Source organism: Desulfosalsimonas sp. (assembly GCF_055149105.1).
This window is the reverse complement of sequence record NZ_JBSRLA010000023.1, coordinates 1-11729: the sequence shown is the minus strand read 5'-3', so window position 1 is coordinate 11729 and position 11729 is coordinate 1. Positions and strand designations below refer to the sequence as shown.

Here is an 11729-nt window from a genome sequence, read left to right as displayed (position 1 = left end):
CAAAAGGCCCGCTTCACAGGGGAAGCGGGCCCTGGTTTTGGAACCCGGATAACAGACTATTTCAGTCCCAGCTGATATTTCAGAGAATTGAGGGTGTTTTTCATGAGCATGGTAATGGTCATGGGACCCACGCCGCCGGGCACCGGTGTAATGGAACCGGCGATTTCCTTGGCGGCATCAAAATCCACGTCCCCGCGCAGGATGGCAATGGTTTTACCGGTTTTCTCGCTGACCTTTTCGCCCACGCGGTTAACACCCACGTCAATGACGCACGCGCCCGGCTTGATCCATTCCGGCTTGACCAGCCCGGGCACGCCTGCGGCAACGATCAGGATATCTGCGCGCTTGCAGTGGGCGGCCAGGTCCTTTGTTCGGGTGTGCACAATGGTAACCGTGGAGTTGGCGCCCTCGCCTTTCTGACACATCATCATGGCGATGGGTTTGCCAACGATATTGGAGCGGCCCACCACCACGACCTCGGCACCGCTGGTTTCAACACCGGCGCGCACGATCATCTCCTGGATGCCGGCCGGGGTGCAGGGCGCGTATTTCACCTCTGATCCGCCGATCATCAAACGGCCCACGTTGACCGGATGAAACCCGTCCACATCCTTGTCCGGATCAATGGCATTGAGGATCTTTTTCTCGTTGATGTGCTTGGGCAGGGGCAGCTGCACCAGAATGCCGTGAATTTCATTATCCTTGTTGTATTTGTCAATCAGGGCAAGCAGGTCCGCCTCGGAGACGTCTTCGGGCTGGTTGTCCTGAATTTCCTTGTAACCCAGACGATCCGCGGTTTTGATCTTTAAGGTCACATAAGACACCGAGGCGGGGTTTTCGCCCACCAGGATGGTAACCAGACCGGGCACCTTGTTGTGCTTCTCCTTGATCTGTTTGACTTCCTCTGCGATCTCCTCGAGGATCTGCTCCCGGATTTCGGTTCCTTTAATCAGTTTTGCCGTCATTTTTCCAACTCCTTTGTTTGGGGTTACACATTAGGGGCATATTTTTGTGTCATCACGGCCAATCACACCGGATACGGGGCTGCTGTCAGGCCGGCGGTTTCAGAAAGTCCCCACATGAGGTTCATGTTCTGCACAGCCTGGCCGGCCGCTCCCTTGACCAGATTGTCAATGGCCGACATCAGAACCAGCCGGCGGTTTTGATCATCCACCACAAAACCAATATCGCAGTAATTGGTGCCGCGCACGTCCCGGGTATCCGGCGGCCGGCCCTGCTTTGTAATCCGCACAAACCTGCGGTCCCGGTAATACTGCTCCAGACACTGCCGGATATCCGGCTCATTTACGCCACTGGCCAGGCTCGCATAAATTGTTGTCTCCATGCCGCGAATCATGGGCACCAGGTGAGGTACAAAGGTTATGTTCACAGGTTTTTGCCCCGCCTGGGTAAGCTTTTCTTCCATTTCCGGTTCGTGCCGGTGAGAAGCCACCTTGTATGCCTTGAAAGACTGGCTGACCTCGCTGTAGAGGCTGGTGACAGACGGATTTCGACCCGCACCGCTGACCCCGGACTTGGAGTCGGCAATAATGGTGCTGCTGTCAATCAGGCCGGCCTGCACCAGTGGCACCAGAGGCAGCAGCACACTGGTTGGATAACAGCCCGGATTGCCCACCAGTCGCGCACCGGCAATATCGTCAGCAAAAACCTCGCAAAGCCCGTAAACAGATTGGCCAAGCAGCTGTTTTGCCGCGTGGGTCTGGTATGCAGCCTCATACAGGGCCGGATCCCGGAACCGGAAATCCGCGGACAGATCCACCACCCGGCAGCCCTTGTCAATGATTTCCGGAATGATTTCCATGGGGAGTTTATGGGGAAGGGCCGTAAACACAACGTCCGCACGCCGGCAGACCGAATCGGCATCAAAGGTCTCACACTTCTGGGTGATGATCCCCGCCATGGCCGGATATATGCTGTCAAAGGCCACGTCCGCATACTGCCGCGAGGTTAAAGCCGTTATCACCACTTCCGGGTGCCCGGCAAGAATCCGCACCAGTTCTGCGCCGGCATAGCCGGTGGCCCCGACAACAGCGGCTCTGATCATGGATCCTCCTTACAGTTTGTTTAAAAAAACGATTTCCTGCACCAGGAAATCGGAACTTATGGGTTGAAATCTAGAACAAATAGCAGAGCTTTTCGGCAAATTCAAGGCGTTTCATGGCAGTGGCCCGTTTTTCCGGCACCCTGCCCTCTCTGCTGTCCGCCCCCGGAAGAAACCGGAACAAAAGCCGCATACAGATCTGTGCGGGCAATAAAGTCCATCACCTGAAAATCAGAATCCAGGATCTGTTCCGGATTCATGAACAAATCCCGGTCCAGGCGGTTTAACATCGGCCAGTCAAGTCTTTCCAAAGGCGGCAGATCTTCCTCCGCGGCCATGCTCAAATGCAGGTGCGGCGGCAGCCAGCGTTTTTTGTTCTCACCGGAAATACGGGCAAAACACCGGCCTGCTTCCAGAGGCTGCCCTGGATGCAGGTCCTTGTCCGGCGTGATGTGGGCATAAAACACAAGGCACCTGCGGGTACGGCCGGCCATCTCATGGGCTGCGATCACTGTGGTCCCGAGAAAATCGGGAATCATGGCCACCACCCGGCTGTCAAATGCCGCCGGCACACAGACGGTTTCATCCAGCCGGAAATACCGGCCGGACCTGTCTGCAAAAAAACAAAGATCCAGCCCTTCATGGGACTGAGGCCGGGGCCTGCCGTGGCCCCACCAGCTTTTCCGGCTGCCAAAGCGCATGCCGGCAAAAAACAGCAGCCGGTCAAACTCAATGCTCCGGCAAATGCTATTTGCAATCAACAGATCCCGGACAAAACCGGTCTTTCCGGCACAGTGGCCTGAAGCCTTCACGCCTGCTGCCTCATCCGGTCGGCGAGTTCAAGGTAGCGGGCCGCCTGATCCGACTCGCCCTGTTTTTCATACAACCGGCCGATTCGCTGATAATACCCGCCCCGGTTGTCCGGATCCTCCTGGACCAGGGAAAAAAACAAATCCAGCAGCTTGGTTGAGGTCTCGCCGCTTTGAAAGGAAAGTTCGGCAAACCGGCGCTTGATAAAGGGATCAATGCGCTGTTGACAGGACACACACTGGTTCATGATCCGGGCATATGCATCCCGGGCTTCTGTCACGTGTCCGGAAGCCTCCAATGTCTTGGCCAGGGCCCGGGACACGATCTCGTCTTCGCCGTGAGCGTCGGCACAGGCCTGGAACATGCCCAGGGCTTTTTCCAGGTCCCCGGCCTGAAAAAAGGTTTCTCCCATCAGCATCTGCATATCACGGGTTTCCTGAATCTCTTCGGGTGCCGCAGCCAGCAGTTTCCAGGCTTCGGAATACTGCCCGTTTTCCCAGAACAATTCGCAGAGCAGCTGATAGGCCTGGATTTCCGCAGGATTTTGTTCCAGGCAGGTTTCCAGCAACTGTCTGGCCCTGTCGTGGTCTTCAGCATGGAGGCAGGCCGTGGCCAGTTCCATGACAATCAAATTTTTGCCGGGGTTTTGTTCCATGGCCGCGGAAAGCTCGGTGACAGCCCTGGAAAAATCGCCCTGATTCAATGCGGTATACCCCCGGACAAAGGCATCCCCATAGGAACGGTATTCTTCTGCAATCTCTTCGGGAAGCGCGTGGCAGAGCACAGCAAACATATCCGCCTCGTCTGTGTCAAATTGCCCGGGCCCGCCGGACAAATCCGGCTCTGCCGCAGAATCGGAATATTGTGCTTCAGCATGCCGGTGCATTTCTTTTCCCCCGCGGACGAGGCCGGATAAGCCCTGCCGGATCTTTTCCCGGGTTGCGGCCTTTTCTGTCAGGCCCATGGCCAGCTCATAGAATTCAGCAGCTTCCCTGGTATCCCCGGCTTCGGCCAGGGCCCGGGCGTTTTCCACATGGTTTTGCGCCAATGCCTCGCTGGCCGCTTGATGCTTTTGCGCAATCCGGTCAAGCAGGTGGGTTTTTTCCGGATGCCGGGTTTTGATTTTATTCAATGCCTTTTCAAATTCGATCCGGGCTTCCCCATAGGCGGCGTTTCGATAACATTCATCGCCTTTTTCTTCATGTTCCTCCGGGGATTTTCCGGAAAATATGCGAAACAAACCCATTGCTTGTCTTTCCTTTCCAATCAACGAAAGTTTATGCCGCAGGTTCCGAAAAATCCGAACTGCAGCGTTGGTATAAAAAATTTCTGGCTGCGGCGACCCCTTGCTCAAAACCCTCCAGGATCTTTTCCTCGCTTCGGGTCAGGCGATGGACCCGGAAATCAGACGGCGGATAAATCACGTCAATGCGGTGCCTGGTTTCCAGATCATCAAGGAGTTGATTGTATGTCCCCCAGTGACGGTCCAGGGCGGCAATCAGGTGCTGGTAGCGATCCTTTTTGTAAAAGGATTCATACAACATCTTAACCCAGAACGATTCCCGCTCCTTTCGATATCCCCGGGGCCGGGTGGCCACCACGAGAATGTCTTTTTCCGCAAAGCCCAGTTCCAGGGCCTTTTTGTACGGCAGGGGATTGCAGACACTTCCGTCCATTAACTGGTATCCGCCATAGGAGATAAAATTGCGGTACAAAAACGGAATGGCCGACGAGGCCTTTAATGCCTCCGGGATATCATGGATTTTGCTTTCCAGATACACGGGTTCCGGGGGTGCGTCTTCATAAAAACGGGTAACGGCAATCCACAGGGGACATCCCGTGCTGCGCAGCCGTCGTACATGAAGCGGTTCAGGTCCGGCAATGAACTGATCCACCAGCCAGTCCAGATTCAAGACGTGCTTTTCCGGCCTGAAAATATTGCTCATCCGGATAAACCGGCCGGTCAGCAGTTCAGAGAAAAACGCGTCCCGGGCCAGGTGGATTTGCCGGGCGGCATATGCCGCCCCGATCAGGGCGCCAGCAGAAGTTCCGATGATGGCGCGCCACGGATAATAGCCCCGCTCCCAAAAAGCCTGAAGCACGCCAACCAGAAAAATGCCGCGCATGCCCCCGCCTTCAAGCACCAGCACCTTTTTGGGGGGAAAGCCCGGCAGGCGGCTTTTAATGGATCGGCACTCACTGAAAAGCCTGGAAATCAACGTCATGGTCCCCCTGTCCCGGCTTCCGGCTGTTTTTAAATGTTTACGGTAATATAATATCCCTGATTGCCGCGCTGCAGCAACAGCACCACCGAGGATTTCCAGCGGTACCGGACAATTGCCTTATACAAAGACTGCGGATCATTAATTCGGATTTCATCAATTTTCCGGATCACATCTCCGGGCCGGGCCCCGATGTTGTGCAGTACGGAGTTTTGATCGATTTCCGAGATAATCACACCCGTATCTGCTGTAATGGGCCGGTCAAAACGGCCTTTTTCCGAAAGTTCGGTCACCCTGACACCCAGCAGCCGACGCACCAGTTTGGGCGCCAGTTTTTCCGGAAACAGACCGGCTTTGGCCGTCAACGTTTTTTCCAGGCCGTTTCGCAGAATCCGCACGCTGATGGATTGCCCCTTGTTGGTCCCGCGCATGGCCGCCTGGTAATCGGATTTCTGCTTCATGGTTCTGCCGTCCACTGCAACCAAAACATCGCCCTGCCGGATGCCGGCCTTGTCTGCCGGACTGCCCGGTTCAACCTCCCGGATTATGAGCCCGGCATCCCGGGGCAAATCCATGTATTCGGCCATTTGGGAGTCCATGTATGGCAGAAAATTTTCTTCGGCTTCATTTGTGTTCCCTGTTGACACTTATGCCTAAATTGCGTGTTTTCGGATGGATTTTTTTATTCATAATACATCCGGCCTGTCCCTGAAAAGCATAAAATCGCAAACTCTCAGCAGCCGGCCGCATCGCGAAGCCTTAATCCAGGTAAACGGTTTTGTTTCTGTCAGATTTTCTTTCTTGCACCTTTGCCCTTTGGCCTTTACCCTTAGGATCATGACAACCATTCGACAGCAGATCATCGCGATTCTGGAGCAGGGACTCTGTGATGCCAGAGATCTTTCCCAGGAACTGGGCATCAGCGAAAAAGAAGTCTATGCCCACCTGCCCCATGTGGGCAAAAGCGTTGCTCCCCAGGGCAAAAAACTCCACATTCAGCCCGCCCGCTGTCTGGCCTGCGGATTTGTGTTCGGCAGCCGCAAACGGGTCACCCGGCCGGGCCGTTGTCCGGAATGCAAAAACCAGCGCATCCAGAGCCCCAGGTTTGAGGTCAGATAAGAATCTGTTACAGGCCAAGCACGGCTTGCAGCTCCGTCAGGGCAACAGGTGAAACCATACAATCCCCAATGGCCGAAAGCAGAACAAACCAGATAAAATCCGCCTCACGCTTTTTGTCCCGGGCCAGGGCGTCAAAAACCGCGGCCGGATCCGCAGGCAGGGAAACCGGAAGGCTGAAGCTTGCCAGCAAATCAGAAAGGCGCTGCATGTCAGATTCGCGCAGCAGCCCTTTTTTCACAGACAACCGGGCGGCAGCAACCATGCCCGCGCTTACGGCCTGACCGTGACTGCACCCAATGGTTTTTTCAATGGCGTGGCCCAAAGTGTGGCCGAAATTGAGTTTCCGTCGCTCGCCTTTTTCCCGTTCGTCCCGGTTGACAATATCGGATTTGATCACAACGGAGTCATAAACAATCTGCTCGATGACATCCGGGCTCAGGGCCATGGCCTCTTCGGCCCGGGTTTCCAGCCGGCTGAAATAGCCGGCATCGGCTATGGCGGCATGCTTGATAATTTCGGCAAACCCGGAAACCACCTCATGGCCGGGCAGGGTTTTCAAAAGGTGCGGGTCGCATATGACAAACCCGGGCTGATGAAAAACCCCGACCATGTTTTTGTAGCCGTCCAGGTTAACCCCGGTCTTGCCGCCCACGCTGGCATCCACCTGGGCCAGCAGGGTGGTGGCTGCACTGGCAAACCGCACGCCCCGCAGATAGGTGGCAGCCACAAAACCGGCAATGTCGCACACAATGCCCCCTCCCACCCCGAACAAAAACACGCTGCGGTCTGCTTCCAGCTCAATTAACCGCCGGTAGATAAACGCAGCCGTATCCAGGGTCTTGGACGCCTCGCCGCAACCGATGACAATGCGCTCTGCATCCGGCATCTTCTGACCGTAAAGCCGGTTAACGGTTTCATCGGTGATCACAATCACACGCGTATTTTCAGGCAAATACGCGCCTGCGTTTTCCAGGCGCTCCCCCACCAGGATTTGCGAGACCCCGGCCTGGCCGGCAATTTCAAGACGCTTCATTACCACCTCTTTTCAAATACCCAAATTGCGTTCAGCAGGAAGCAAAAATATCGCAGATGGCCCTTGCCTGCCGGCACATAAGCGCAAACTGATCCGGGTACAGCGACTGGCCCCCGTCGCACTGAGCAAAATCGGGCATATCATGGACCTCCACCATGAGCCCGTGGGCACCCACGGCCGCCGCGGCCCTGGCCAGGGGCAGAACCTGGTCCCGGTATCCGGCGGCATGGCTCGGGTCAATGATCACCGGGAGGTGACTTTCCCGCCGGACCACGGGGATCGCGGAAAAATCCAGGGTGTTTCGGCTGTGACGCACAAAGGTTCGCACCCCTCGCTCACACAAAATGATATTTTCGTTTCCTTCGGACATGATATATTCTGCGGCCATGAGCCATTCATCCACTGTGGCTGACATGCCGCGCTTTAACATCACCGGTTTTTTTGACTCCCCGGCCCGGCGCAAAAGGCTGAAATTCTGCATGTTCCGGGTTCCGATCTGGACGATATCGGCATATTGCTCCACCATGTCAAAATGTTCCAGGTCCAAAACCTCCGTGACCACGGGCATGTCAAAGGTTTCACGTACCTTTGCCAGGATTTTCAGCCCCTCTTCGCCCAGGCCCTGGAAAGCGTAAGGCGAGGTGCGGGGCTTAAACGCGCCGCCCCGAAAAATGTCGGCCCCGGCCTTTTTCACGTGTTCGGCGGTTGCCATGGCCAGTGATTCGCTTTCCACCGCGCACGGCCCGCCGATAATGGATAGGCGGCTGCCCCCGATTTCTGTATTGCCCACCCTCACAATTGTGTCATGGGGCTTTACTTCCCGGCTGACCAATTTGTATGGACGGGTTACGGCAATGGCCTCCTTGACCCCGGCCAGGGCCTGAAAACCGGCTTGATCCAGGGGGCCCTTGTTGTATAAAACCCCGATGGAAACCCTTTCTCCGCCGGGAATGGGCCGGGCCCGGCAGCCTTTTTCCTCGATAATGCCAATGACCGCATCAATCTGCTCCTGTGTGGCATCCTGCCGCATGACGATCAGCATGATTTTTCCTCCTGTCTCAGATCACTGATAAAAAATTTTTTCCGCAAAACAAAAAAACCGTGAAGCCCGACGGGGCCCCACGGTTTGTCTGTGTGTCAACTTTTGCCGGCGGCTTTACAGCGGCACCGGCCGAAGGGCATACCCCGTCTGCTCGGCCTTGGACCACCAGCGCCAAAAAAAGGACCAAACGAAATTATGATTGTCGGATATGTCCATGATAAGCTATTGTCGAATTTCAGAACAGACCGGTCAGCCGGTCGGTAAAACTCCGCAGTTTTTTATGCTATAGGCAAAAACCGGATCCGCGTCAAGGAAAAATACCACATGATCGGGATCCCCCCGCGGAGGCGGCCATGACCACCAAGGATCTTTTGCTCACCATTGACAACGGCACCCAGAGCTTAAAGGCCATGGCATTTGACCTCTCCGGCCGGATGCAGGCCATTGTCAAAATCCCGTTCACCCCCTATTTTTCCGAAAAACCGGGCTGGGCCGAACAGGACCCGGAAATGTACTGGGAACTGCTCGGCCGGGCCTGCCAGCGATTGTGGAGTGAAAAAAAAATCGAGCGAAAGCGCCTCGCCGGTGTCTCGCTCACCACCCAGCGGGGGACCGTAATCAACGTGGATAAAAACGGCCGCCCCCTGCGGCCTGCAATCCTGTGGCTGGATCAGCGCAGAGCAATGAACCCCCCGCCCGTGGGCGGACTCTGGGGCCTGCTTTTCAAGGTTGCAGGCCTATCCAGTACCGTGGCCTATTTTCAGCAGGAAGCCGAGGCCAACTGGCTGCAAGCCCATCAGCCGGAAATCTGGGAAAAGACCCACAAGTATCTGCTTTTGTCCGGGTATCTCACCTACCGGCTCACCGGGGAATTTTCCGATTCCGTGGGCTGTCAGGTGGCATATCTGCCGTTTGACTACAAGCGCCTTGCCTGGGCCGGAAATTCGGACTGGAAATGGCGGGCCCTGCCCGTTGACCCGGACATGCTGCCCCGGCTGATCCCGCCGGGCGGCCGTCTTGGATTGATTAGCGCCACAGCCGCCCGGCATACAGGAATTCCCGAGGGCCTGCCGGTTATTGCCGCGGCCGCGGACAAGGCCTGCGAGGTTATTGGCTCGGGCAGCATGGATGCACAAACCGGATGCATCAGCTACGGCACCACGGCCACCATCAATGTCACCCATAATCGCTATGTAGAGCCCATATCCCTGATCCCGCCCTACCCGTCTGCCATTCCGGGCCATCATTCCCTTGAAGTGCAGATTTTCCGCGGCTATTGGATGGTCAGCTGGTTTAAAAACGAATTCGGGCACAAAGAAAAGCAAAAGGCACAAAACCTGGGCGTGGACGCAGAAGCGCTGTTCGACCGCCTGATTGACGACATTGCACCCGGATGCATGGGACTGATGCTCCAGCCCTACTGGACTCCGGGCATTAAAATGCCCGGCCCCGAGGCCAAGGGCAGCATCATCGGTTTCGGCGACATCCATTCCCGCGGCCACGTGTACCGGGCCATCCTGGAAGGCCTGGCCTATGCCCTGCGCGAAGGAAAGGAGCGCATTGAAAAACGGACCAAAACGCCCATCCGGCAGCTGCTGGTTTCCGGGGGCGGCTCCCAGAGCCGCAATGCCATGCAGGTCACCGCAGATGTTTTCAACCTGCCGGCATCCAGGCCGCATATTTATGAAACCTCCGGGCTGGGAGCGGCCATCAACACGGCCGTGGGATTGAATCTGCACCCGGACTATCCCGCTGCAATTGAAGCCATGACCCGCATCGGAAACAAATTTGAGCCCATTGCCGAAAACCAGAGGCTTTATGACGCATTATACAGGCGCATCTATCAAAAAATGTATGCCCGGCTCAAACCATTGTACGAAGAAATCCGGGAAATTACCGGGTACCCGCAATAAGCGGTTTGATCCGGCACTTGACATTAAAAAAAAAATCCTTTAAGCATAAACAGGCATTTATGAGAATTTCTCATAAAAAAAAGCCCGTTTCCAACCTTTTTTCTTTTACATTGTTGGAAGTGGTTGGAAAACCACTTCCGGAAAAACCCGTTAACCACCACAAGGGGCAGGGCATGAGAACGCAATCCAAATCCAGGCGAACCCGGAAACTTGTAACCGCCGGTCTGTGCGCGGCGCTCGTGATGTTTTTCTTTGCATCAGCAAACGCCGGTATTGAAGAGCACATCATTGAAACAGAAACCGGTTTTTACTACACAGTCCAAAAGGGTGACACCCTGTGGGATCTGTCTGAAGAGTTTTCAGACTCTCCCTGGCAATGGCCGGATTTATGGCACTACAACCCACAGATTCCCAATCCGCACTGGATCTACCCGGGCCAGAAAATCCGGATATACAAAAAAAGCTTTGGAGATAAAAAAAGGCTGGAAACCGAACCCACCCGGGAAGAAATCGAGCAGTATTTTACTTATACCCCGATCCGGACAGTGGGATTTATCCGCAAGCAACCTGTTGAAACCCTGGGGACGCTCGCACTTGAACGCCATAATTATAACCTGTTAAGCACCGGGGATAAGGTCTACATTCGCCCGGAGCCCGGCGGGAACATCGTCAATGGGGAAAAATACCTGATTTACCGCATGAAAGGCGCTGTTGACGATCCTTCCACTGATCAATACATCGGAGATCAGTACCTGCTCACCGGCGTCATAGAAATCACGGATTCCCAATCGGACTTTGCCGCAGGCAGAATCGTGGAGGCATTTCACGACATTCAAAAAAACGACAAAATCATGCCCATGATGGATCGACAGGCAGACATCCGGCTCAAACCCGGCATTGAAAATCTGAATGCCAGCCTCATGAAGTCAGAAGAGGACTGGAATTTCATTGGTCAAGACACCATTGCCTTTATCAACAAGGGCCGGGACGCCGGCATTGAAGTCGGCCAGCAGTACACGGTTCTTTTCGAGGTCACCACTGACCCGGACTGGGGGCCGGATTCCCCGAAATATCTGACCAGCGAGGAGATCGGCACCCTGCTGGTGCTCCACACCGAAGACAACACGGCAACAGTACTGGTCACGGACTCAAAGGAAGATCTTAAGGCCGGCATGCCGCTGCAGGCTTTTAAATAAACACATATCCGGCGCCGGCTTTCTTTTTTTTCCCGGCAGGACGGAAGGAGTTCCGTCCTGCCGGGATTTTTAAAAGCCCGCCTGCTGAAAACCGTTTCCGCAAAAGCGCTGAATTGCCCGCCGATCCAGGTTATTGTAAAATTTTTCAGACGAGACCTAAAGAACAGTCCGGCCTGTCCGATAGGAAAAATATAACAAGTAAGACTTGACCCGCTCGTAAAAAGCCGATTTTTAGATGGCGCCGTAAAAAGTTCAAGATCAAGGCTTGCGCGATTTCGAAGAATGCAGCGTACTTATCCGTACGTGAAATTCTGAGAAATCGCGCGTAACGC

Annotated in this window: 11 protein-coding genes; 3 read left to right on the top strand and 8 right to left on the bottom strand. The window is 55.1% G+C overall.

Annotated elements, in window-relative coordinates; all coding sequences use genetic code 11:
* Positions 1-56 precede the first annotated feature (56 nt).
* The 6 genes from folD to ACTCIA_RS07420 form a co-directional block, all read right to left on the bottom strand.
* The gene (gene folD, locus ACTCIA_RS07445; protein WP_463001176.1) at positions 57-965 is read right to left on the bottom strand and encodes a bifunctional methylenetetrahydrofolate dehydrogenase/methenyltetrahydrofolate cyclohydrolase FolD; all 909 of its coding nucleotides are present in this window, start codon (positions 963-965) and stop codon (positions 57-59) included.
* A 62-nt stretch (positions 966-1027) separates the two neighbouring features.
* The gene (gene argC / locus ACTCIA_RS07440; RefSeq protein ID WP_463001175.1) at positions 1028-2065 is read right to left on the bottom strand and encodes an N-acetyl-gamma-glutamyl-phosphate reductase; all 1038 of its coding nucleotides are present in this window, start codon (positions 2063-2065) and stop codon (positions 1028-1030) included.
* Positions 2066-2166: 101 nt separating this feature from the next.
* On the bottom strand, positions 2167-2874 hold the full coding sequence (locus tag ACTCIA_RS07435) for a hypothetical protein (protein WP_463001174.1): 708 nt from the start codon (positions 2872-2874) through the stop codon (positions 2167-2169).
* Positions 2871-4118: a tetratricopeptide repeat protein gene (locus tag ACTCIA_RS07430; RefSeq protein ID WP_463001173.1), complete on the bottom strand. Its 1248-nt coding sequence runs from the start codon at positions 4116-4118 to the stop codon at positions 2871-2873. Before ACTCIA_RS07430 ends, ACTCIA_RS07435 begins: the two co-directional genes overlap by 4 nt.
* A 31-nt stretch (positions 4119-4149) precedes the next feature.
* Positions 4150-5097, bottom strand: a complete 948-nt coding sequence (locus ACTCIA_RS07425) for a patatin-like phospholipase family protein (RefSeq protein ID WP_463001172.1) — start codon at positions 5095-5097, stop codon at positions 4150-4152.
* 29 nt (positions 5098-5126) lie between these two features.
* Positions 5127-5741, bottom strand: coding sequence for a PDZ domain-containing protein (locus tag ACTCIA_RS07420; RefSeq protein ID WP_463001171.1), 615 nt, complete (start codon positions 5739-5741; stop codon positions 5127-5129).
* A gap of 190 nt (positions 5742-5931) precedes the next feature.
* Between ACTCIA_RS07420 and ACTCIA_RS07415 the strand changes: the two genes are divergently transcribed.
* Complete coding sequence (locus ACTCIA_RS07415; RefSeq protein WP_463001170.1) at positions 5932-6213, top strand: transcriptional regulator; 282 nt, start codon at positions 5932-5934, stop codon at positions 6211-6213.
* A gap of 7 nt (positions 6214-6220) precedes the next feature.
* On the opposite strand, the gene aroB is transcribed toward ACTCIA_RS07415, so the two are convergent.
* A complete protein-coding gene (gene aroB, locus ACTCIA_RS07410) occupies positions 6221-7246 on the bottom strand; it encodes a 3-dehydroquinate synthase (protein ID WP_463001169.1) in 1026 nt (341 codons plus the stop codon).
* Between the two features lie 31 nt (positions 7247-7277).
* Positions 7278-8288, bottom strand: coding sequence for a 3-deoxy-7-phosphoheptulonate synthase (gene aroF / locus ACTCIA_RS07405; RefSeq protein ID WP_463001168.1), 1011 nt, complete (start codon positions 8286-8288; stop codon positions 7278-7280).
* A gap of 353 nt (positions 8289-8641) precedes the next feature.
* On the opposite strand from aroF, the gene ACTCIA_RS07400 reads away from it, so the two are divergent.
* Both ACTCIA_RS07400 and ACTCIA_RS07395 read left to right on the top strand, forming a co-directional pair.
* Complete coding sequence (locus ACTCIA_RS07400) at positions 8642-10201, top strand: FGGY-family carbohydrate kinase (RefSeq protein WP_463001167.1); 1560 nt, start codon at positions 8642-8644, stop codon at positions 10199-10201.
* A 173-nt stretch (positions 10202-10374) separates the two neighbouring features.
* Complete coding sequence (locus ACTCIA_RS07395) at positions 10375-11397, top strand: LysM peptidoglycan-binding domain-containing protein (RefSeq protein WP_463001166.1); 1023 nt, start codon at positions 10375-10377, stop codon at positions 11395-11397.
* Positions 11398-11729: the final 332 nt, after the last annotated feature.